The organism is Streptomyces sp. NBC_01571 (genome assembly GCF_026339875.1).
Taxonomy (GTDB): domain Bacteria; phylum Actinomycetota; class Actinomycetes; order Streptomycetales; family Streptomycetaceae; genus Streptomyces.
In genome coordinates, this window is sequence record NZ_JAPEPZ010000001.1 from 5,757,560 (window position 1) to 5,779,698 (window position 22,139).

At 71.0% G+C, this 22,139-nt stretch carries 17 protein-coding genes and 1 pseudogene; 14 read left to right on the plus strand and 4 right to left on the minus strand.

The features are described from left to right. Positions 1–242 precede the first annotated feature (242 nt). The 3 genes from OHB41_RS26055 to OHB41_RS26065 all read right to left on the minus strand — a co-directional run bounded on the left by OHB41_RS26055 (position 243) and on the right by OHB41_RS26065 (position 2,576). The gene (locus OHB41_RS26055) at positions 243–500 is read right to left on the minus strand and encodes a hypothetical protein (protein WP_266700597.1); all 258 of its coding nucleotides are present in this window, start codon (positions 498–500) and stop codon (positions 243–245) included. A 161-nt stretch (positions 501–661) separates the two neighbouring features. Next, entirely contained in the window at positions 662–850 is a 189-nt protein-coding gene (locus tag OHB41_RS26060; RefSeq protein WP_266700598.1) for a hypothetical protein, read from the minus strand. A 181-nt stretch (positions 851–1,031) separates the two neighbouring features. Beyond that, complete coding sequence (locus tag OHB41_RS26065) at positions 1,032–2,576, minus strand: recombinase family protein (protein ID WP_266700599.1); 1,545 nt, start codon at positions 2,574–2,576, stop codon at positions 1,032–1,034. Between the two features lie 54 nt (positions 2,577–2,630). Here OHB41_RS26065 and OHB41_RS26070 point away from each other — a divergent pair. The 6 genes and pseudogenes from OHB41_RS26070 to OHB41_RS26095 all read left to right on the plus strand — a co-directional run. Continuing rightward, a pseudogene (locus tag OHB41_RS26070) lies at positions 2,631–2,957 on the plus strand (ATPase, T2SS/T4P/T4SS family); the annotation flags it as partial. A 14-nt stretch (positions 2,958–2,971) separates the two neighbouring features. Further along, positions 2,972–3,823: a type II secretion system F family protein gene (locus tag OHB41_RS26075; protein WP_266706129.1), complete on the plus strand. Its 852-nt coding sequence runs from the start codon at positions 2,972–2,974 to the stop codon at positions 3,821–3,823. Beyond that, on the plus strand, positions 3,820–4,602 hold the full coding sequence (locus OHB41_RS26080; protein ID WP_266700600.1) for a type II secretion system F family protein: 783 nt from the start codon (positions 3,820–3,822) through the stop codon (positions 4,600–4,602). The genes OHB41_RS26075 and OHB41_RS26080 overlap by 4 nt, the downstream gene beginning before the upstream one ends. A gap of 79 nt (positions 4,603–4,681) precedes the next feature. Next, positions 4,682–4,888, plus strand: coding sequence for a DUF4244 domain-containing protein (locus OHB41_RS26085; RefSeq protein WP_266700601.1), 207 nt, complete (start codon positions 4,682–4,684; stop codon positions 4,886–4,888). After that, positions 4,875–5,276: a TadE family type IV pilus minor pilin gene (locus OHB41_RS26090; protein WP_266700602.1), complete on the plus strand. Its 402-nt coding sequence runs from the start codon at positions 4,875–4,877 to the stop codon at positions 5,274–5,276. The genes OHB41_RS26085 and OHB41_RS26090 overlap by 14 nt, the downstream gene beginning before the upstream one ends. Positions 5,277–5,502: 226 nt before the next feature. Continuing rightward, positions 5,503–5,904 carry an Rv3654c family TadE-like protein gene (locus OHB41_RS26095; protein ID WP_266700603.1) on the plus strand — a complete coding sequence of 134 codons (402 nt, stop codon included), beginning with the start codon at positions 5,503–5,505 and terminating at the stop codon, positions 5,902–5,904. Here the strand turns inward: OHB41_RS26095 and sftH are convergent. Further along, positions 5,870–8,323, minus strand: coding sequence for a DNA 3'-5' helicase SftH (sftH, locus tag OHB41_RS26100; RefSeq protein WP_266700604.1), 2,454 nt, complete (start codon positions 8,321–8,323; stop codon positions 5,870–5,872). The genes OHB41_RS26095 and sftH overlap by 35 nt on opposite strands. Before the next feature lie 80 nt (positions 8,324–8,403). On the opposite strand from sftH, the gene bldG reads away from it, so the two are divergent. The 8 genes from bldG (at position 8,404) to tmk (ending at position 21,925) form a co-directional block, all read left to right on the plus strand. Beyond that, positions 8,404–8,745 carry an anti-sigma factor antagonist BldG gene (gene bldG, locus OHB41_RS26105; protein ID WP_003975386.1) on the plus strand — a complete coding sequence of 114 codons (342 nt, stop codon included), beginning with the start codon at positions 8,404–8,406 and terminating at the stop codon, positions 8,743–8,745. Positions 8,746–8,859: 114 nt separating this feature from the next. Then, positions 8,860–9,297, plus strand: a complete 438-nt coding sequence (locus tag OHB41_RS26110; protein WP_266700605.1) for an ATP-binding protein — start codon at positions 8,860–8,862, stop codon at positions 9,295–9,297. Between the two features lie 322 nt (positions 9,298–9,619). After that, complete coding sequence (locus OHB41_RS26115; RefSeq protein WP_266700606.1) at positions 9,620–12,025, plus strand: sodium-translocating pyrophosphatase; 2,406 nt, start codon at positions 9,620–9,622, stop codon at positions 12,023–12,025. A 205-nt stretch (positions 12,026–12,230) separates the two neighbouring features. Next, the gene (locus OHB41_RS26120) at positions 12,231–12,821 is read left to right on the plus strand and encodes a small secreted protein (protein ID WP_266700607.1); all 591 of its coding nucleotides are present in this window, start codon (positions 12,231–12,233) and stop codon (positions 12,819–12,821) included. A 209-nt stretch (positions 12,822–13,030) separates the two neighbouring features. Further along, positions 13,031–14,551, plus strand: a complete 1,521-nt coding sequence (locus tag OHB41_RS26125) for a DUF7059 domain-containing protein (protein WP_526024964.1) — start codon at positions 13,031–13,033, stop codon at positions 14,549–14,551. A gap of 610 nt (positions 14,552–15,161) precedes the next feature. After that, positions 15,162–15,359, plus strand: coding sequence for a hypothetical protein (locus OHB41_RS26130; RefSeq protein WP_168529291.1), 198 nt, complete (start codon positions 15,162–15,164; stop codon positions 15,357–15,359). A gap of 236 nt (positions 15,360–15,595) precedes the next feature. Further along, positions 15,596–18,409, plus strand: a complete 2,814-nt coding sequence (topA, locus tag OHB41_RS26135; RefSeq protein WP_266700609.1) for a type I DNA topoisomerase — start codon at positions 15,596–15,598, stop codon at positions 18,407–18,409. Between the two features lie 114 nt (positions 18,410–18,523). After that, positions 18,524–21,925: a dTMP kinase gene (gene tmk, locus OHB41_RS26140; RefSeq protein ID WP_266700610.1), complete on the plus strand. Its 3,402-nt coding sequence runs from the start codon at positions 18,524–18,526 to the stop codon at positions 21,923–21,925. The last annotated feature ends 214 nt before the right edge of the window (positions 21,926–22,139 follow it).

Below are 22,139 nucleotides of genomic sequence, written 5' to 3' on the forward strand. Positions count from 1 at the left end.
TCGGCACGGGTCAGAGCAGTACCGGCGGTCGGCGCGGACGTCACGGCCGGTGTGTGACTCGCTGGGCAGCCAGGTTCCGCAGTACGCGCAGTCGTAGCGTCGTTCGCTCATGGTGTGTTCCCTAAATCAGATTGCGGAACGGGTCCTGGTTACTCCCTAAGAATCATTAGGAAGTATGTAGGATGTGTTTTGTAATCAGAATAAAGAAACCAACTACAGCAAGTAGTCGCCTCTCTCGCTGTCTAGGAAGCCTTCCGCTCTGCGTACGCATACTTGCGGCAGTTGTCCGAGCAGTACCGGCGCGGGCGGCCCATACCGCTGTTGGCCAGCGGGTTTCCGCATCGCTGGCAGCTTCCCTCGGCGTCCACAGCGCGCAGCGCACTGGCTATTTCCTGGTGTGTGCGGGCGGCATCCTCGTTGGTGCCGACCAGTTCCCACAGGGTCGACTCAGCTACGCGCAGTAGTGAAATGAGCTGCTGACGGGTCATCAGTTCCGTCATCCTTTCGTCAATACGGCATTTCTTGCGTCAGGGTTACGGCATGACAGGGTGTTATTTCGTCGCCCATACGTCATGGCTGGCATGGCAGAACATGACGAAATAGGGCCAGAGAAAAGCCACCCAGCGCGATGCCAGGTGGCTTGATCTCAGAATCTCGGATTTCAGGCTGGAACTAGTCCGGCCTTTCGCTTGGCCTGCTTCTCAGCGTGGATGCCGAGCAGGGCCAGCCGGTGCGCCTGCTTCGCTGGGTCGTTGTCCAGGTTGGACTTGAACGCGCGGACCAGGCGGCCACGGTGGGAGTTCTCGCGCTCCCACGACATGATCACGTTGAGCATTTCCTCTGCTGCCACGGTGTCTCTCCTCAGACCGGTGTGACTGCCTACGGGTGTAACTAGCGATTCGATCGCACTTTCATAATGCGGAAGATTACTTCCGAAATCCTGTGCGCCTGTCAGCGGGCATAAAAGCGCCCCGCCCACCGGATCCACCAGGGACCCAGCGAACGGGGCGCAGAGGGGCGCTCAGGGGCGCCTAGGCGTCCAGTAGGTCCTCCAGTGCCACGGCCTGTAGGGCAGCCTCAGCGGGGTCAGCGTCGCGCACCCATGCCGGACCGGCGAACGCCAGCGCCAGCCGCTCAGGGTCGAACCGGCGAGCCTTGCCAGGCGCCAGGGGCGCGATGATCACGCGTGCGCCCAGGTCGGCGAGCAGGGTCCGGCGCCCCGACTCGTCGCGCTGCTCCCACTCGTCGGCAACCGTGACCCCCGTGTCTTCCCAGCGCCCTACAGCGTGCTCAGCCTCGGTCCGTAGCTCAGCCTCGCGCCGTTCCAGCGCGTCCACCTGGGCCATGGCCAGACGCCACGTCCGGCCACCAGCGGGCAGGTGCGGGATGCTGGCAGACAGGTTGTCCAACTGTGCTGTGACGTCTGCGAGTTGGAGCACTGCGGACCCGTCCGGCTCGACCCAGCGAGCAAAGCTGAACGTCCCAAATCGCTTCAGGAAGTCGGCAGTTACGTGCTCTTCCAGCAGGCGCGCGATGATCACGTTAGGTGCGTGCGCTCCGCGCTTGCCCACGCCTGCCCGGCATACGTACGTGCTGTAGTCCTTGCCGTCGACGGCTCGGCGCTGGCGGTACATGGGCCCATCGCACAGCGAGCAGCGAGCGACGTGCAGCAACAGCGCCTTGCCGGACCGCTCAGCGCCACGGCCCACAGACTTCCCGTCGATGATGCTCCGCACGGTCTGCCACGTCTCGGCGTCCAGGATGGCCGGACCGGCGCTCACAGGGTTGTTCTCGGCGTCTAGAACAGCCTTGTTCGTCAGCGCGCTGCGCCTGGTGCCCGGAGTCGCCTGTACGGCCCAGCCACGGACGGTAGGCGTGTACAGGACATCCCGCAGGGTTGTGGAGTGCCAACGCTGCCCGCGCAGCTTCCGGCCGTCTCGCTGGCGCGCATGCTCCGCCGGGGGCAGGACTCCGCGCGTGTTCAGCTCCTCGGCGAGACCCGTGAGGCTTCCGCCATGGTTCATCAGCCGGTCGGCGCATTCACGCAGGATGGCTGCCGCTGGCTCGTCTATAACCCATCGCTTGTTATTCACCGGACCAGTCACGGCGTAGCCATACGGCGCGATGCCGCCCAGGTGGTTGCCCTTTGATCGAAAGTGTTCCTTGCTCGCTGTGATTCGGTCCGTAATCATTTTTCGCTCATGTTCGGCAAACGCAGCAAGAACACCGATAATCAATCCTGCGTTCTCCGGTGACACCAGATTGTCAGCGGTGACGATTGCTGCTCGCATAGTCTTGGCTGCGTCGAGCAAGCGGTAGAACTCCAGGGAGCTGCGGGCGAAGCGGTCGAGTTTGGCGGCCAGCACGTAGTCACAGCGGGGGAGCCAGGAAAGGACTTCCCGCATGCCGGGCCGGTCCTCCAGCTTGCTCGCGCCGCTGATGTTGGCGTCCGTGGCGATATGGACGACGTTCCACCCGCGCTGTTCGGCGTAGGCCTTGCATGCTGCTATGCGGTGGTCGGGCGCCTCATCTGCGAAAAGGCGGCTGAGTCGGTCGTAGATGACGACTGTTGGCACGGTTGCTCCCTCTGGTCTTGCGCCCGCTGAGTGTACGTGTACGGCTAAGCCGTTCATGTGGGCGGCTGCGGAACGGTGCACGCGAACGCGGCGGCACAGGTACCGGCCCGTCTGGAGGCCCTGGGCACCGCCGCCGGGCTCGACAGGGCCGCCCTGCACAGCCAGTTGGCGGCGGCGCTGTCAGTGGTCCTGCATCTCGTGCGCGATCGGGCGGGGCGACGGCGCATCGCCGAGGTGCACGTCCTGGAGCGCGATCCGTCGGGGCTGGTGGTGACGGTGCCGGCGCTGCGGTGGGGCGCACTGGCGTTCGCGTACGAACCGGGTTGGGAGCGGCTGCGGGAGCTGCTCCACGAGGGAAGCGAGGGGAGCGGACCGTGGTGACGGGGACGGACGGGATGTCGGTGGGAGCGGCCATGGCGTGTGCCGGGACGGCGGCCTGGTTGATGGGCGGCGGGCGGGACTCGGGGGCACACAGAGCGCGGTTGCTGTGTGCGGGCGGACCGGTGATGGCCGGACCGCCGGCGGGGGAGCGGGCGCGGGCCGGATGGCGGCGGCTGCGCGCACGGCTGCGGCCCGAAGGCTGGTCGCTGGTGGCCGGGTTGGCGGTCGCACTGCTGGGTGCCTCGGTCCTGCCGCTGCTCCTCGGCGCGGCGGGGGTGCCGTTGCTCCGGCGGGTACGACGGGCCGGGGAGACGGACCGGGAACGGGAGCGCCGGGGCGACGCGGTGATCGCCCTGTGCGGGGCGCTCGCCGGGGAGGTCCAGGCCGGACGGCAGCCGGGCGAGGCGCTGCTGAATGCCGCGCACGACTCGGGCGGCCTCGGCGAGGCGCGGGCGTCGGTACTGGCCGCTGCCCGGTTCGGAGGGGACGTGCTGGACGCGCTGACCGGTGCGGCACGGCAGCCGGGTGCCGAGGGGTTGGTGGGGCTCGCCGCGTGCTGGCGGGTGGCCGTGGACCGGGGCGCGGGTCTTGCGGCGGGACTCGACCGCCTGGAAGGGGCGCTGCGCGCGGAGCGCGACCAGCGGGCCGATCTGAGAGCCCAGTTGGCGGGATCGCGGTCGACGGCGGTGATGCTCGCGGGGCTCCCGGTCCTCGGACTGCTGCTCGGCACGGCGCTGGGCGCGGATCCGCTGCACGTGCTCCTGCACAGCGGGCCGGGCCTGGGCTGCCTGCTGGTCGGTGGGGTGCTGGAAGGCGTGGGGCTGTGGTGGGCGCTGCGCATCGTGAAGGGAGCGGAGGCGGCATGAGCGCGGAGATCGTCCACAGGCTGTGGACGCTCGGGTGCGGGGCACTGGCGCTCGGCTGGCTGGCGCGGGCGTTCGGCAGGGCGCGGTACGAGCGGCGCGTGCGCAGGAGGCTGGCCGGGTTGCTGGACCTGCGGAGGGAGCCGCGGCGACGGCGGTTCGACGTCCGGGGCCCGTGGCGGCGGTGGCTGGCCCCGGCGGGTGCCGTGTGTGCGGGCTGGGTGCTGGTCGGAGGGCCGGCCGGGGTCGTGACGGGGCTGATGGCGGGGCTCGGGATCCTTCGGTGGCGCAGACGGCGCGGGCCGGGACCGGTGGAGGAGTACGACGTGGCGCGGGCCGCCCGGCAACTTCCGCTCGCCGCCGACCTGGTGGCGGCCTGTATCGCGGCGGGCGCGGATCCCGTGGCGGCGGCCCGGGCCGTGGGCGACGCCCTGGGCGGGCCCGTCGGGGAGCGGCTCGCCCGGGGTGCGGCGGAGGTGCGGCTCGGGGGCGAACCGGCACACGCGTGGCGGAGGTTGGCGTCGATACCGGGAGCCGGGGGTCTGGCGCGGCTGCTGGAGCGGGCGGGCGAGTCGGGGGTACCGGCGGCCGCCCCGGTCGGGCGGATCGCCACCGAGGCCCGCGCCGAACGGGGGCGTAGCGCCACGGCGCGGGCACGCAGGGCGGCCGTCATGGTCACCGTGCCCGTGGGGCTGTGCTTCTTGCCCGCGTTCCTCGCGATCGGCGTCCTGCCCGTGGTGATCGGGCTGGCGGACGGGGTGTTGGGAGGTGGTGGCGGATGACCGGCCGGACGGCCGGCGGCAGGCGTCGAGTGACGACACGAGTCAAGTGATCAGCGGGACCGAACCCACGGGGGTTGAGATGTGCAGGACGGTACGAGTGCGGGTGCGGGCATGGATGCGTGGTCTGGCGGCGCGGAGGGACGCGGGAATGGTCACCTCCGAGTACGCGGTGGGTGTCATCGCGGCGGTGGCTTTCGCCGCCGTGCTCTACAAGGTGGTGACGAGCGGTCAGGTCAGCGAGGAGTTGCAGGACATCGTGGGGCGAGCGCTCAATGTCCCGACGTGAGCCGGTGGTGAGCGGCCCGGCGCGGTGCGGCGACCGTGGATTCGTGACCGCCGAGGCCGCGGTGGTGCTGCCCTCGCTGGTGCTCGTCGGAATGGCGCTGGTGTGGGCCCTGCTCGCCGCGTCCGCGCAGATCCAGTGCGTGGACGCGGCGAGGGCGGGCGCCCGCGCGGCGGCCCGTCAGGACCCGCCCGACACGGTCCTGGCGACGGCACGCCGCGCGGCACCGCACGGCGCCAGGGTCACGGTGAGCCGGACGGGTGATCTGGTCCGGGTGACGGTCACGGCGAGCGCGCCGGGGCCCGACGCGCTGTCCCTGGAGCTGAGCGACGAGGCCGTGGCCCTGGCGGAGGAGACCGTGGGGGTGACCGGGGATGCCACCGGGTCGTAGCGCGCCGCGCGCCCGCCTCCGGCCGGTGCCCGGCCCCTTCCGGTCCTCGCGCAGCCGGTGCGGGCCCGCGCGCTCACCTTCAGGGTCCCCGCGCATCCTCTCGGGCCGTCTGTGCGCCCTTCTGCGGCGTCGAGTTCGCCTCCGGCTCCCGCCCGCCCTTCTCCGTCCGTACGCCCTCCTCGGGCCCGTGCACGCCCTCCTCCGGGCCACGAGGGCGGCAGCGTGGGTGAGGAGGCGGACGCGATCCCCGGATTTCTCGGACAGGGGGTCGGCGACCGTGTGGGCGGTCGGGGTGATCGCCCTACTGTGCGCCGTCTTCGGGGCGGTCCTGGCCATGGGGCAGGTGGTCGTGGTGCGCCACCGCGCGGCGGGGGCGGCCGACCTGGCCGCGCTCGCCGCCGCGGACCACTGGACGGACGGCAGCCGGGCGGCCTGTGCCGAGGCGGACCGGGTGGCCCGGGCCCAGCGTGCCCGGCTGGCGCGATGCACGGTGGAGGGCGACGTCTCGGACGTCACGGCCGTGTCGGGTGCCGGCCCCTTCGCCGCGGAGATCAGGTCCAGAGCGGGCCCCGCCACACCGGTGGACCCGGCGGCTACTCCTCCGGCGCTCCCCGCAGCAGTTCGGTGAGCAGCCGGACGGCACCCCGTTTGTGCAGCGGCTCGTTGCCGTTGCCGCACTTGGGTGACTGGATGCAGGACGGGCAGCCGGCCTCGCACTCGCAGGAGGAGATGGCCTCACGGGTGGCGGTGAGCCAGGCACGGGCGGTGTGGAAGGCGCGTTCCGCGAAGCCCGCGCCGCCGGGGTGACCGTCGTAGACGAAGACCGTGGGCAGCAGGGTGTCGGGGTGCAGGGGGACGGACACGCCGCCGATGTCCCAGCGGTCGCAGGTGGCGAACAGCGGGAGCATGCCGATCGACGCGTGTTCGGCGGCGTGCAGGGCGCCGCCGAGGATCTCCGGACCGATGCGGGCGGCGTCCAGTTGGTCCTCGGTGACCGTCCACCACACGGCACGGGTGCGGAGCGTGCGCGGAGGGAGGTCGAGCTTCGACTCGCCCAGCACTTCTCCGGTGATGACCCGACGGCGCAGGAAGGAGACGACCTGGTTGGTGACTTCGACGGAGCCGTAGCACAACCGGCCCTCGCCCCAGGGGATTTCGGTGTCCGTCTCCAGGACGGAGATGGCGGTCGTGTCGCGGGCGACGGTCGAGTACGGCGGGTTGGCCTCCTCGACCAGTGCGACGGAGTCCTCCAGGTCCAGGTGCTTCACGAGATACGTACGGCCCTGGTGCAGATGGACCGCGCCCTCGTGCACCGTCGTGTGCGCGGCGCCGGCGTCCACCGTGCCGAGCAGCCGCCCCGTCCCGGCCTCGACGATCTGCACCGGGCTGCCGCCCTCGCCGCGGATGTCGGTCAGGTCGGCGGCCCGCTCCCGGCGCGTCCAGTGCCAGGCCTTCGTCCGGCGGCGCAGCAGCTTCGCGGCCTCCAGTTGCGGCAGCAGATCCGCGGCGGCCGGGCCGAACAGCTCCAGATCCTCGTCCGTGAGAGGGATTTCGGAGGCCGCGGCGCACAGGTGCGGGGCGAGGACGTACGGGTTGTCGGGGTCGAGGACCGTGGACTCCACCGGCTGGTCGAACAGAGCTTCGGGGTGGTGCACGAGGAACGTGTCCAGTGGGTCGTCGCGGGCGACCAGGATCGCCAGCGCGCCCTGCCCCGACCGGCCGGCGCGGCCCGCCTGCTGCCACAGGGAGGCCCGGGTGCCGGGGTAGCCCGCGATGACGACGGCGTCCAGTCCGGAGACGTCGACACCGAGTTCGAGGGCGGTGGTGGCGGCGAGACCGAGGAGTTCTCCGGAGTGCAGGGCGCGTTCGAGGGCGCGGCGTTCCTCCGGGAGGTAGCCGCCGCGGTACGCCGCGACGCGCCGGACGAGCGAGCGGTCGACCTCGGCCAGCCGCTCCTGGGCGATCACCGCGATCAGTTCGGCGCCGCGCCGGGACCGTACGAAGGCGACCGAGCGCACGCCCTGGACGGTCAGGTCGGTCAGGAGGTCGGCGGTCTCGGCGGTGGCGGTACGCCGGACGGGCGCGCCCTTCTCGCCGTGCAGTTCGGTGAGCGGGGGTTCCCAGAGGGCGAAGACCAGCTCACCGCGCGGCGAGGCGTCGTCGGCGACCTCGACCACCGGGAGGCCGGTCAGGCGGCGGGCGGCGACGGAGGGCTCGGCGGCGGTCGCGGAGGCCAGCAGGAAGACGGGTGAGGAGCCGTAGCGGGCGCACAGTCGGCGCAGTCGGCGCAGCACCTGGGCGACGTGGGAGCCGAAGACGCCGCGGTAGGTGTGGCACTCGTCGATGACGACGTACTTCAGGGCGCGCAGGAAGGAGGCCCAGCGGGGGTGGGAGGGCAATATCCCGCGGTGCAGCATGTCGGGGTTGGTCAGGACGTAGTTGGCGTACTGGCGGACCCACTCGCGTTCTTCGACCGGGGTGTCGCCGTCGTACACGGCTGGGCGAACGGCGTTGCCCAGGGGTTGTGAAAGTTCCTTCACAGAACGGCGCTGATCTGCTGCGAGGGCCTTGGTGGGCGCCAGGTAGAGCGCGGTGGCTCCCCGGCCGTTCGGCGCCTCGGAGCCGTCCAGAAGGGCTGTGAGGACCGGCACGAGGTACGCCAGGGACTTGCCGGAGGCCGTGCCGGTGGCGACGATCACGGAGTCGCCGTCCAGGGCGTGCTCGGCGGCGAGTGCCTGGTGGGCCCAGGGGTGCTCGATGCCCGCGGCCTGCACGGCGGCGACGACCTCTGATCGAATCCGGTCGGGCCATACGGCATGGCGACCCGCCCGCGGGGGCAAGTGCTCCGTATGAGTGATGCGCGAAGCCCGGCTCGGCCCCGAGGCGAGCCGGTCCAGGACCGTGCCCGGAGAGGGGCGCGAAGCGGTGTCCGCCGAGGTTCGATCGGATCGGTGATTCTTGGCCATCGGCATCGAGTGTGTCACTGGCGTGACGGACAATGGGCTCAAGGCGTCGTGCACGCCTGCCGGTAAGTGATTGAATGCCATCGCGGCTGGCGAACCGTCCCGGGGGCTCTGCCGAGGTGTCCCTTGGGGCGACCGCTCGATAGCAAGGTGCTGGAGGATCCGTGGACCTGTCCCTGTCGACCCGTACCGTCGGCGATCGTACGGTCGTCGAGGTCGGTGGCGAAATCGATGTATATACCGCGCCCAAGCTGCGTGAGCAGCTGGTCGAGCTGGTGAACGACGGCAGTTTCCATCTTGTCGTCGACATGGAGGGCGTGGACTTCCTCGACTCCACCGGGCTCGGCGTTTTGGTGGGCGGCCTGAAGCGTGTGCGGGCCCATGAGGGCTCGCTGCGACTGGTCTGCAACCAGGAGCGCATTCTGAAGATCTTCCGTATCACCGGTCTCACCAAGGTGTTCCCCATCCACACCTCGGTCGAGGAAGCGGTAGCGGCCACCGACTGACCCCGTCGTGGGGCGCCACGGGAGCGTGGCGTCCGAGACGGTAGAAGCAATGGAGGGGGACCGGGCCTCGGCGGCCCGGCCCCCTGACAGCACGCCCGTAGTTGAGGGGGATGCATGGCCACCGTTGAGCTCCGCTTCAGCGCGCTGCCCGAGCACGTCAGGACCGCCCGACTGGTGGCGGCAGCGGTGGCGCGCAGGGCCGGAGTGGACGAGGCCGTTCTCGACGAGGTCAGACTCGCCGTGGGCGAGGCCTGCAGCCGTGCCGTCGGACTGCACCAGAGCAGCGGCATCTCGGCGCCGGTGCGGGTGACGCTGATCGAGGAGGAGAAGCAGTTCTCCATCGAGGTCGGCGACGAGGCGCCGCGTTCGGTGCCCGGTGCGACGGTGCCCGGAGCCGCTCCCGGCAATGCCGACACGGACGCCGAGGAGGACGAGATGGGCCTCGCGGTCATCAGCGGCCTCGTCGACGACGTAGAGGTCAGCGCCGACGAGCACGGTGGACTGATCAGGATGAGCTGGCCGACCACGCCGCCGGTCACGCTCGTTCCCTGATGTCCCCCTCGTAGCAGGACACGTACAAGACACACTCATCACACGAAGGGCCCTGCCTCGCAGGGCCCTTTTTCTTGCGCCCGGGCAGGTGAGATGACTGCACACGCCATTCGTGAATTGGTTCACGATCAATCACGCGATTATTTGATCAAGGGTCAACGCTTTTGGGGCATTACCTCTTTTGGGTTCTGTGGATGCCCGTCGATCATTTGCTGACGGGGATGTGAAGGCGAATTCCGTTTACCGCGTACTGTTTTGATCAGGTTCCGGTACCTACAATCCGTCCACATCTTGAGCTCAGCCCAAGCGTCAAGGAGGACGAATGGCGGGGCTTTCTACCCCTCATCAGTTTGACCATCCCACAACCTTCGCAGCCGCAGTTCTGACCGACGACAACCGCCTGATCGTGATGGTCATCGGCGTCGTCGCGCTGGCGGCCCTTGCGGTCGCCGGGGTTCTGGTACGACAAGTGCTCGCTGCCGGCGAGGGCACCGACAGCATGAAGAAGATCGCGGCAGCGGTCCAGGAGGGCGCGAACGCCTACCTGGGGCGGCAGTTGCGCACCCTGGCGGTTTTCGCCGCCGTGGTGTTCTTCCTGCTCATGCTGCTGCCCGCGGACGACTGGAATCAGCGTGCCGGAAGGTCGATCTTCTTCCTGATCGGCGCGGTGTTCTCGGCGACCACCGGATATATCGGTATGTGGCTCGCCGTCCGGAGCAATGTCCGCGTGGCCGCCGCGGCACGGGAAGCGACTCCGACGGCGGGTGAGCCCGAAAAGGATCTCACCGCCGTCTCGCACAAAGCCATGAAGATCGCATTCCGTACGGGCGGCGTCGTCGGCATGTTCACGGTCGGGCTCGGGCTGCTGGGCGCCTCCTGTGTGGTGCTGGTGTACGCGGCCGACGCGCCGAAGGTCCTGGAGGGATTCGGCCTCGGCGCCGCGCTGATCGCCATGTTCATGCGTGTCGGTGGCGGCATCTTCACCAAGGCCGCCGACGTCGGCGCCGACCTGGTCGGCAAGGTCGAGCAGGGCATCCCGGAGGACGACCCGCGCAATGCCGCGACCATCGCGGACAACGTGGGCGACAACGTCGGGGACTGCGCCGGTATGGCCGCGGACCTCTTCGAGTCGTACGCCGTCACGCTCGTCGCCGCGCTGATCCTCGGCAAGGCGGCGTTCGGCGACTCCGGGCTCGCCTTCCCGCTGATCGTGCCCGCGATCGGCGTCCTCACGGCCATGGTCGGCATCTTCGCGGTGGCGCCACGCCGTTCCGACCGCAGCGGCATGTCCGCGATCAACCGCGGTTTCTTCGTCTCCGCGGTGATCTCGCTGGTGCTGGTCGCGGTGGCCGTCTTCGTCTACCTGCCGGGGAAGTACTCCGGCCTGGACGGCGTCACGGACGCGGCGATCAAGGCCAGGGGCGGCGACCCGCGGATCCTCGCGCTGGTGGCCGTCGCGATCGGCATCGTGCTGGCCGCGCTGATCCAGCAGTTGACCGGCTACTTCACCGAGACCACCCGCCGTCCCGTACGGGACATCGGCAAGAGCTCGCTCACCGGTGCGGCCACCGTCGTCCTCGCCGGTATCTCCATCGGTCTCGAATCGGCCGTCTACACCGCCCTGCTGATCGGTCTCGGCGTGTACGGGGCCTTCCTGCTCGGCGGCGCGTCCATCACGCTGGCGCTCTTCGCGGTGGCGCTCGCCGGTACCGGCCTGCTCACCACGGTCGGCGTCATCGTCGCCATGGACACCTTCGGCCCGGTCTCCGACAACGCCCAGGGCATCGCGGAGATGTCCGGCGACGTCACGGGCGCGGGCGCCCAGGTGCTCACCGACCTGGACGCGGTGGGCAACACCACCAAGGCCATCACCAAGGGCATCGCCATCGCCACGGCCGTCCTCGCGGCCTCGGCGCTCTTCGGGTCGTACCGGGACGCGATCCTGTCGGCCGCGAACGACGTCGGCGAGAAGGTCTCCGGGCCCGGCGCGCCGTTGAACCTGATGATGGACATCTCCCAGCCCAACAACCTGGTGGGTCTGATCGCCGGCGCGGCCGTCGTGTTCCTCTTCTCGGGCCTCGCGATCAACGCCGTGTCGCGCTCCGCGGGGGCCGTCGTCTACGAGGTGCGGCGGCAGTTCCGCGAGCACCCCGGGATCATGGACTACACGGAGAAGCCCGAATACGGACGGGTCGTCGACATCTGCACCAAGGACGCCCTGCGGGAGCTGGCCACCCCGGGTCTGCTCGCCGTCCTGGCGCCCATCGCCATCGGCTTCACACTCGGTGTCGGCGCGCTCGGCTCGTATCTCGCGGGCGCGATCGGGACCGGCACCCTGATGGCCGTCTTCCTCGCCAACTCCGGCGGCGCGTGGGACAACGCGAAGAAACTCGTGGAGGACGGTCACTACGGTGGCAAGGGCAGCGAGGCGCACGCCGCCACGGTGATCGGCGACACGGTCGGTGACCCCTTCAAGGACACGGCGGGACCCGCGATCAACCCGCTTCTGAAGGTGATGAACCTGGTGGCGCTGCTGATCGCGCCGGCGGTCGTCAAGTTCTCGTACGGCGAAGACAAGAACCTCGCTCTGCGCATCCTGATCGCGGTGCTCTCGTTGCTCGTGATCGTGGTCGCGGTGTACATCTCCAAGCGACGCGGGATCGCCGTGGGTGACGAGGAGGACGCGGAACGGGTCTCCAAGTCACCGGATGCGGCGGTGGTTTCGTAACCCCAGGGTTCTCCATCTGGTCAGGTACTGGCCAACGGACGGGCGGGCGGCGCGTATTGACGCGCCGCCCGCCCGCTCCGTGTGTGTTCACACCGTCGCCGTGAGCCTTCTCTCGCTTGGTGCAAATGGCTTCAAAAAGGGGTGAACCGGGTGCACGGCCCGCGGATGTCGCCCGGATGGCGTGTATGTTCCGGGGCCGAGAGCCATGGAAGGGACCAATCCGGTGAACAAGAAGCTCACGGCCGCACTGTCCGGCGGTGCGGTACTGGTACTGGCGCTGTCGGGATGCAGCAGCGACAACGGCAACGACGACAAGCTGAACTCGTGGGCCAAGCAGGTCTGTGACGCGGTGCAGCCGCAGGCCAAGAAGATCGAGGCCGCCAACGCCGCGATCCAGAAGGAGACCTCGGACAACAGCGCGCCGGATGCCGTCCGGAAGACGGACGCACAGGCCTTCCAGGACATGTCCGACGCCTACAAGGCGATCGGCGCCGCCGTCGACGGTGCCGGCGCGCCCGACGTCACCGACGGCAAGCAGAAGCAGACGGATGCCGTGAAGGAACTCAACGGCATCTCCGCGTCCTACGCCGCCCTCAAGAAGCAGGTCGACGGGCTCGACACGAAGGACCAGGCGAAGTTCGCGGACGGCCTCAAGGGCATCGCGACGCAGCTCGCCAAGCTGAGCCAGAGCGGCAACGACGCGCTGAAGAAGCTGGAGGAGGGCGACGTGGGCAAGGCGATGGCCAAGCAGGAGAGCTGCAAGTCGGCGTCGTCGCCCTCCGCGGCCCAGGGCTGAGCGGCGGGCGGGCGAACGGCCGCCCGCCCCGACGAGGACCCGGCACGTGCCCGAACCAGGACCCGGTACGCACGCGTGCCGGGTCCCCGGCATGTGTCCACAGGCGTGCCTGCCACTGTCCACAGGAGCAGGTGCTGCTGTCCACAGGAGTGCGTGCCGCTGTCCACAGGAGTGCGTGCCGGTCGGCGGGAGCGGACACAATGGGGGATGTGAGTCACACCAGCCTGCCACCGTTGCCCTCGTCCGACCGCGTCGACGTCGCCGATCGGCTGCGGGACGCCCTGCTCGGCGCCTCGTTCACCGCCGACGGAATGCTCGACCTGCTCGGCGCACCCGCCTACGCGGCGCTGGCGCGCAGTGAGACCGTGCCCGCTCTCCGGGCGACCCGCGGGGACACGCCCCTGGAGACGCTCGTCCGGCTGTTCCTGTTGCAGCAGCCCGTGCCGCACGCGCGCGTGGCGGACGTACTGCCGGTCGAGGACTGCCTGGAGAGCGGCTGGCTGACCCGGGTGGGCGGCGACGAGGTCACCGCGACGGTGGACGTCCGGCCGTACGGCGGACCCGGTGGCGAGGACTGGTTCATCGTGTCCGACCTCGGGTGCGCCGTCGGGGGCGCGGGCGGCATCGGAACCCGTGAGGAGGGCGTCGTCCTCGGTGTGGGCGGCGCCTCCACGACCCTGGCCGGCATCACGGTCCGCGAGCCCGTCGCCGCCGCGCTCGATCTCGGCACCGGCTCCGGTATCCAGGCCCTGCACGCGGCCCAGCACGCCACACGCGTGACCGCGACCGACCTCAACCCCCGCGCGCTGCACATCACCGCGCTCACCCTGGCGCTCTCCGGCGCCCCGGCGGCCGATCTGCGCGAGGGCTCGCTCTTCGACCCGGTCCCGGACGACGAGACGTACGACCTGATCGTCTCCAACCCGCCTTTCGTGATCTCGCCCGACGCCCGGCTCACCTACCGCGACGGCGGGATGGGCGGGGACGATCTGTGCCGCACGCTCGTTCAGCAGGCGGGGGACCGGCTGAACGAAGGGGGGTACGCCCAGTTCCTGGCCAACTGGCAGCACGTGGAGGGCGAGGACTGGCAGGACCGGCTGCGCTCCTGGGTGCCGCGCGGCTGTGACGCGTGGATCGTGCAGCGCGAGGTGCAGGACATCACGCAGTACGCGGAGTTGTGGCTGCGCGACGCGGGCGACCACCGCTCCGACCCGGCCGAGTACCAGGCGCGGTACGACGCCTGGCTGGACGAGTTCGAGGCGCGCAAGGTCAAGGCGGTCGGCTTCGGGTGGATCACGCTGCGCAGGACGGCGGCCGCCGAGCCCTCGATCACCGTCGAGGAGTGGCCGCACCCCGTCGAACAGCCGCTCGGCGACACCGTGCGCGCGCACTTCGCCCGCGTCGACTTCCTGCGGGCCAGCGACGACGCGGCGCTGCTCGCCGGGCACTTCAGGCTCACGGCCGAGGTGGTCCAGGAGCAGGTCGGCCTGCCCGGCGCCGAGGACCCGGAGCACGTGGTGCTGCGCCAGAACCGCGGGATGCGGCGGGCCACCAAGGTGGACACGGTCGGCGCGGGCTTCGCGGGCGTGTGCGACGGCACCCTGAGCGCCGGGCGGATCCTCGACGCCATCGCCCAACTGGTCGGTGAGGATCCGGTGTTGCTGCGTGACCGGACACCCGGCCAGATCCGGCTGCTGGTGGAACAGGGGTTCCTCGAGCCCGCGGAGTGACGAGGCACGCGCCTCCCGGCGCCCGGCGACACGCGCTCCGCCGGGCACCGGATGCACCAGGGCCCGCATGCATCAGGACTCTTCGCCGGAGCCCCCAGGACCCCTTCGCCGGAGCGACCCGGGACCTTCGCGGGGCCCCAGGCCCCCCAGGGACCCCCTTCGGCGGGGCCCCCAGGACCGTTCGGCGGGGTCCCGGGGACCCTCGCGGGGAGCCCGGCCGTCGCCGGGATGTGGATTCGGCCAACATCCGACCGGTGCCGGACGTTCCGGGCGTTCCGGGCGGCGTTTCCTGCGCAGGTGTGCCGCTCACCGGCCAGGGAAGCGGGTTCGGTGCCTCAGGACCCGCGCCGGGCCGCGCGGCAGGGGTGAGCCGGTCGGTGAGGGCGGGGGCTGGGGAACGGCGGACGACGAATTCGCCACAGTCCCGCGCCCGGCGGGTCGCTTCCGGCGACACGAGGACGGCCCGGAGGGCACCCGCGCCGGGCGTGATCCGAGCCGTCCAGGCCCGCCGATGGGGTGCCGTCCGCCCTGCGTTCACCGCAGGTTCGCACAGCCGCTTCCGGGGCGTGCCAGCCTCCCGACCCTGGGACCCGGGGCGGAAGGCATATCGATGGAAAGTGGACCGGCGATCTTCGTGGGGACGGTGTTCGCCCTGTTCGGAGGCGCACTGCTGGCGTGGACGGTGGTGCGGCTGCGGCAGGGCGAGCCCATCGCCGTCGGTGTGAACCGCGTCGCATCGGCGACGGTCGCGAGCGTTGCCGGAGCGGGTGCGCTCGCACTCGGGATGTGGTGTTTCACGCGCGTGTGAGGGCCGGCACCCCGGTGACCGGGGGGTCACGCTCCGGTTAGGGCCGAAAGGGCGGCTGCGTACTCCGGGCGGCAGGAATGGCGGTAGTCGGGTTACCGTTCGAGTGGCCGTTGCGGGCTTTTCCCGTTTGACACGGGGGCGGGATGTACCGTCACACTCCGCAGCGTCAGCACGACCCGACCCCCGGGACCTAGGCCTGGGGAGACCCCCTGCGTCGACCGGAGAGAAGAGCGAAGTTGTCCCCGACCAGCGACACCGCACACGGCGGCCGCCGACTCGTCATCGTCGAGTCGCCTGCCAAGGCGAAGACGATCAAGGGCTATCTCGGCCCCGGCTATGTCGTCGAAGCGAGCGTCGGGCACATCCGCGACCTCCCCAACGGCGCGGCGGAGGTGCCGGAGGAGTACACCGGCGAGGTGCGCCGCCTCGGCGTGGACGTCGAGCACGACTTCCAGCCGATCTACGTGGTCAACGCCGACAAGAAGGCCCAGGTCAAGAAGCTCAAGGACCTGCTGAAGGACTCCGACGAACTCTTCCTCGCCACCGATGAGGACCGCGAGGGCGAGGCCATCGCGTGGCACCTCCTGGAGGTCCTGAAGCCCAAGGTTCCCGTCCACCGGATGGTCTTCCACGAGATCACCAAGGACGCGATCCGCAGCGCCGTCGCCAATCCGCGCGAGCTCAACCAGCGCATGGTCGACGCCCAGGAGACCCGCCGCATCCTGGACCGCCTCTACGGCTACGAGGTCTCGCCGGTCCTGTGGAAGAAGGTCATGCCGCGTCTGTCGGCGGGCCGCGTGCAGTCCGTGGCGACCCGCCTCGTCGTCGAGCGGGAGCGCGAGCGCATCGCCTTCCGGTCCGCCGAGTACTGGGACCTGACCGGCACCTTCGGCACCGGCCGCCGTGGGGACGCGTCCGACCCGTCCTCCCTGGTCGCCCGTCTCACCGCGGTCGACGGGAAGCGCGTCGCCCAGGGCCGGGACTTCGACTCGCTCGGCCAGTTGAAGGGCGCCAACACACTCCACCTGGACGAGGCGAACGCCCGCGCGCTCGCCGCCGCCCTGGAGAACACGGACTTCTCGGTCCGCTCGGTCGAGTCCAAGCCCTACCGCCGTTCGCCGTACGCGCCGTTCCGCACGACGACGCTCCAGCAGGAGGCCTCGCGCAAGCTCGGCTTCGGCGCGAAGGCCACCATGCAGGTGGCCCAGAAGCTGTACGAGAACGGCTTCATCACCTACATGCGTACGGACTCCACGACCCTCTCGGAGACGGCGGTCACCGCCGCCCGCACCCAGGTCACGCAGCTGTACGGCGCCGACTACCTGCCGGCCCAGCCGCGCACGTACGCCGGAAAGGTCAAGAACGCGCAGGAGGCGCACGAGGCGATCCGCCCCTCGGGTGATCGTTTCCGCACTCCGGCCGAGACGGGTCTGACCGGCGACCAGTTCAAGCTGTACGAGCTGATCTGGAAGCGGACCGTCGCCTCGCAGATGAAGGACGCGGTCGGCAACTCGGTCACGGTGAAGATCGCCGGCACGTCCGCCGACGGGCGTGACGCCGAGTTCAGCGCGTCCGGCAAGACGATCACCTTCCACGGCTTCCTGAAGGCCTACGTCGAAGGCGCGGACGATCCGAACGCCGAGCTCGACGACCGTGAGCGCCGTCTCCCGCAGGTCGGCGAGGGCGACCGGCTGTCCGCCGAGGAGATCACGGTCGACGGGCACGCCACCAAGCCCCCGGCCCGCTACACCGAGGCCTCGCTCGTCAAGGAGCTCGAGGAGCGCGAGATCGGCCGCCCGTCGACGTACGCGTCGATCATCGGCACGATCCTCGACCGCGGCTACGTCTTCAAGAAGGGCACGGCACTGGTGCCGTCCTTCCTGAGCTTCGCCGTGGTCAACCTCCTGGAGAAGCACTTCGGCCGGCTCGTCGACTACGACTTCACGGCCAAGATGGAGGACGACCTCGACCGCATCGCGCGGGGCGAGGCACAGGCCGTGCCGTGGCTGCGGCGGTTCTACTTCGGCGAGGGCGAGGCGACCGGTGCCGCCGAGGCCGGGAACGGCGACGGCGACCACCTGGGCGGCCTCAAGGAGCTCGTCACCGACCTGGGCGCCATCGACGCCCGCGAGGTGTCGTCCTTCCCCGTCGGCAACGACATCGTGCTCCGCGTGGGCCGCTACGGCCCGTACGTCGAGCGCGGCGAGAAGGACTCCGAGAACCACCAGCGCGCGGACGTCCCCGAGGACCTCGCCCCGGACGAACTCTCCGTGGAGCTGGCGGAGGAGCTGCTCGCCAAGCCGAGCGGCGACTTCGAACTCGGCAACGACCCGGAGTCGGGCCACCAGATCATCGCGCGGGACGGACGCTACGGCCCGTACGTCACCGAGGTGCTCCCCGAGGGCACCCCGAAGACGGGCAAGAACGCCGTCAAGCCGCGTACCGCGTCCCTCTTCAAGTCCATGTCGCTGGACACGGTGACTCTTCAGGACGCCCTCAAACTGATGTCCCTGCCGCGCGTCGTCGGCAAGGACGCCGAGGGGGTGGAGATCACCGCGCAGAACGGGCGCTACGGGCCGTACCTGAAGAAGGGCACTGACTCGCGCTCCCTGCAGACCGAGGACCAGCTCTTCACCATCACGCTCGAAGAGGCGCTGGAGATCTACTCCCAGCCCAAGCAGCGTGGCCGTGCGGCCGCCAAGCCGCCGCTGAAGGAGCTGGGCGAGGACCCGGTCAGCGCGAAGCCCGTCGTCGTCAAGGACGGCCGTTTCGGGCCGTACGTGACCGACGGCGAGACCAACGCGACCCTGCGGTCCGGGGACAGCGTCGAGGACATCACTCCGGAGCGCGGCTTCGAGCTGCTCGCCGAGAAGCGCGCCAAGGCCCCGGCCAAGAAGACCGCGAAGAAGGCGGCCGCCAAGAAGACGGCCACCAAGAAGGCCCCGGCCAAGAAGGCCGCCGCGAAGAAGACGACGACGTCGAAGACGGCCGCCAAGAAGGCGCCCGCCAAGAAGACGGCCGCCAAGAAGACGGCCGCTTCCGAGAGCTGAGACCAGGCCGGCACCGCCCGGCAGATGTGGACGCCCCCGTACCTTCCGGTGTGGGGGCGTCCACATGTTCGGGCACCCCTCCGGACAGTCAGTGGGTCCCGATAGGCTTGCAGAATGACGCGAGCCGAGCAGCCTACGGCCCACACTCCGGCCCCCGACGACGCCCTGGTCGCGGATTCGCGCGAGCGCGCCGTGCGCGCGCTGCTGCGCCAGCCGCAGCTGAAACGCCTGTGGGGCGCCCATCTCGTAGGGAGTGTCGCCGACGCCCTGGCCCTGCTCGTCCTGGTCGTACTCGTCCTCCAGGCGGCGGTCGCCGAGGGCTCCTTCGGCGGCGGCTACCGCGGCGTCGCCCTCGCGGTGTCCGCGGTCTTCGCGGCGCGTGTGCTCGCGACGCTGCTCTTCGGAGCGGTCCTGCTGGGCCCGCTCACCTCGCTGACGTCGAAGGACGGCCCCCTCGACAGGCGCTGGACCATGGTCGGCGCCGACGGGCTGCGCGCCCTGCTGTTGATCGTCGCGCCTCTGTGGATCGACTGGACACCGGACGACGCCCTCGCCGTCCTCCTGGTCGTCGCGTTCGTGACCGGTGTGGCCGAGCGCTTCTGGACGGTGAGCCGGGAGGGCGCGGCCCCCGCGCTGCTGCCGGCGCCACCCCTTGAGGGCGCCACCGTGCGCCCGCTGCCGGACCACATGGACGCGCTGCGACGCCTGTCCCTGCGTACCGCGTTCGCGGCGGTGCCGATCGCGGCCGCGGCGCTCGTCGTGGTGTCCCTCGTCAACAACCTGCTGGGTGCCGGGATCACCTGGTTCGACCAGCACCAGGCGGCGCTCGCCTCGTATGTCGCCGCCGGGCTGTTCGCCGCCTCGCTCTCCGTGCTCACGTTCCTCGAACTGCCCGACACCCGCACCCCCCGCGCCCGCTCGCCCCTGGAGGGCCTGCGCCGCCCCAAGACGGGCACCGGTGTCGACAAGGGCCGTACCGGCGTGATCCCGCTCCTGGTGCTCGCCTGCGCGGCCGTCGCCGCCGCGATCGCGGCAGCCGTCGCGGTCTCCGTGCTGCAGGCCAAGGACCTGGGCGGCGGACCTGTCACGTACGGGCTGCTGGTGCTGGCGCTGACCGGCGGTGTCGTCGTCGGTGTCCGTACCGCCGCCAAGGTGCTGCCGTCGCTGTCGCGCCGCCGGCTCCTCTCCCTCGCGATCGCCTTCACCGGTATCGCCCTGCTGGCCGCCGGACTGGTCCCGGACGTCACCACCGTGCTGCTGATCGTCGCCCTCGCCGGCGTCGGCGCGGGTGTCGCCGCGAACACCGGGCACGCGCTGCTCGACCAGGAGGCCGAGGAGTACCGGCGGGCGCGCACCACCGAACACCTGCACGCGGTCGTACGGGTCTCCGTGGCGCTCGGCGCCCTGCTGGCCCCCCTGGTGGCCGCGGCGATCGGACCGCACCGCCTGGAGAACGGCAAGTTCGTGTTCGCGCACGGCGGCGCCGCCTTCACCCTGATGCTGGTCGGCGCCCTGCTGCTGCCCGTCGCCGCCCTGGTGCTCGCCAAGGTCGACGACCGCTCGGGCGTGCCGCTGCGCCACGACCTGCTGGACGCGCTGCGCGGCGGCGACGACCCGCTGCCGACGCCCGCCGGGAACGGCTTCTTCATCGCCCTGGAGGGCGGCGACGGAGCCGGGAAGTCGACCCAGGCCGAGGCGCTCGCCGAGTGGATCCGGGCCAAGGGCCACGAGGTCGTGGTGACCCGCGAACCCGGTGCCACACCGGTCGGCAAGCGACTGCGGTCGATCCTGCTGGACGTGTCCTCGGCAGGTCTGTCGCACCGCGCGGAGGCGCTGCTGTACGCCGCCGACCGCGCGGAGCACGTGGACACGGTGGTGCGGCCCGCGCTGGAGCGCGGTGCCGTCGTCATCTCCGACCGCTACATCGATTCCTCGGTGGCCTACCAGGGCGCGGGCCGCGACCTGTCACCAACCGAGATCGCCCGCATCAACCGGTGGGCGACCAACGGACTGGTGCCGCACCTGACGGTGCTGCTCGACGTCTCCCCGGAGGCGGCGCGCGAGCGGTTCACGGAGGCGCCGGACCGGCTGGAGTCGGAGCCCGTCGAGTTCCACACGCGCGTGCGGTCCGGTTTCCTGACGCTGGCCGCCGCCGACCCCGGCCGCTACCTGGTCGTCGACGCCGCACAGGAGCCCGAGGCGGTCACCACCGTCGTCCGGCACCGCCTCGACGTGATGCTGCCCCTCTCCGAGGCCGAGGTGAAGGCCCAGGAGGAGGCGCGCAAGGCGGCCGAGGAGGAGGCCCGGCGCAAGGCCGAGGAAGAGGCTGCCCGCAAGGCCGAGGAGGAGCGCCAGGAGCGCGAGCGCCAGGAACAGCTAGCCCGGTTGCGCGCGGAGGAAGAGGAACGCCAGCAGCGGGAGCTGGAGGAGGCCCAGCGTCGCGAGGCGGAGCGGCAGGCGGAGGAGGCCCGGCAGCGTGCCGAGGACGCCCGCCGGCGGGCCGAGGAGGAGCGGGCCCGACTGCTGGCCGAGGAGAAGGTCAGGGCCGCCGAGCAGGAACGGCTGCGCAAGCAGGCCGAGGAGGAGGCCCGGCTGCGCGCCGAGGCGGAGACCCGGCGTCTGGAGAAGCAGCGCAAGGCCGAGGAGGCATTGCTGCGCGCGGAGCGGGCACGGCGTGCGGCGGCGGAGACGGCGGCCGCCTCGGCCGCTGCCGCAGCCGCGGCGAGCGCCGCCGCGTCCTTGCCGTCCACCGGGGCCGCTTCGACCACCAGGGCTTCGACGTCGGCCGCCGCGTCCGACTCCGCTCCGGCGCCGACCCCGGCCTCGTCGCAGGCATCCACTCCTGCCCCCGCCACAAATCCGGCCGGCACCAACACCAGCACTGGTACCGAGTCCGACAACGAGACGACCGTGCCCACGCCGGTCGTCGCGCCCCCGAACGCGTCGGGCGGTGCGGTGGACGACACGGCGGTGCTGTCGCCGGTGCGGGACAGGGGCAACCGCGGCGGTTCCCGGTCCGACTCCGAGGAGACGGCCAAGCTGCCGAAGCCGCCCGTGCCGGAGGACGCCGCCGAGCGGACGACGGTGCTGCCGCCGGTCGCGGGAGCCGCCGACGAGACGGCGGTCCTGCCGCCGGTGACACCCGGCGCGTCCGACGAGACGGCGGTGCTGCCTCCCGTACGGGACCGGGCCCCGGACTCGGGCAGGGACAGGGACAGGGACAGGGGTAGGGGTGGGGATTCGGCCGGGGACCCGTCCGACCGGGTGCCCCCGGGCTTCTTCCGGGACGAGCGGGCGGCGGCGCAGCGCTCCGACGACGGGGTCGACCGTACGCGCGAGCTGCCCCAGGTCGACGCCTCGGGCACGCCCCGCCGCCGCCCGCGTCCCGACTGGGCCGAGGAGACGCCGCTCGACGACCTTCCGACCCTCGCGGACGAGCTGCTGGGCCCGCGGGAGGACGACGAAGCGGACGAGGGACGCGAGGGACGCGAGGGACGCGGCGGGAACCGTCGCTGAATCCGGGGCGGCGGCTGCGCGGGGCGGTCGCTGCCGCTGGAACGGGGTGGGGTGACCGCCGGGTGCGGTCGTCGTGGCCGTGGGAGACCCGGTGAGGATGATCCGCCGGGAGTGCGGCGATCGTGAGCCGGCCAGGTCGGCGGTCGTGACCGGCGGAGGCGGCACGGGCGGGATCTCCGAGCATCGCGGTCTCCGCCTGTCGGCCCGTGGCCCG

Excerpts from the sequence above, each read along its gene's own strand:
- OHB41_RS26090 (WP_266700602.1), top strand. The coding sequence starts at position 4,875 with ATGTCCCGACGTGAGCCGGTGGTGAGCGGCCCGGCGCGGTGCGGCGAC.
- OHB41_RS26120 (WP_266700607.1), top strand. The coding sequence starts at position 12,231 with ATGGAAGGGACCAATCCGGTGAACAAGAAGCTCACGGCCGCACTGTCC.
- OHB41_RS26130 (WP_168529291.1), top strand. The coding sequence starts at position 15,162 with ATGGAAAGTGGACCGGCGATCTTCGTGGGGACGGTGTTCGCCCTGTTC.
- OHB41_RS26055 (WP_266700597.1), bottom strand. The coding sequence starts at position 500 with ATGACGGAACTGATGACCCGTCAGCAGCTCATTTCACTACTGCGCGTA.
- tmk (WP_266700610.1), top strand. The coding sequence starts at position 18,524 with ATGACGCGAGCCGAGCAGCCTACGGCCCACACTCCGGCCCCCGACGAC.
- OHB41_RS26075 (WP_266706129.1), top strand. The coding sequence starts at position 2,972 with ATGTCGGTGGGAGCGGCCATGGCGTGTGCCGGGACGGCGGCCTGGTTG.
- OHB41_RS26085 (WP_266700601.1), top strand. The coding sequence starts at position 4,682 with ATGTGCAGGACGGTACGAGTGCGGGTGCGGGCATGGATGCGTGGTCTG.
- OHB41_RS26115 (WP_266700606.1), top strand. The coding sequence starts at position 9,620 with ATGGCGGGGCTTTCTACCCCTCATCAGTTTGACCATCCCACAACCTTC.
- OHB41_RS26110 (WP_266700605.1), top strand. The coding sequence starts at position 8,860 with ATGGCCACCGTTGAGCTCCGCTTCAGCGCGCTGCCCGAGCACGTCAGG.
- sftH (WP_266700604.1), bottom strand. The coding sequence starts at position 8,323 with ATGGCATTCAATCACTTACCGGCAGGCGTGCACGACGCCTTGAGCCCA.
- OHB41_RS26080 (WP_266700600.1), top strand. The coding sequence starts at position 3,820 with ATGAGCGCGGAGATCGTCCACAGGCTGTGGACGCTCGGGTGCGGGGCA.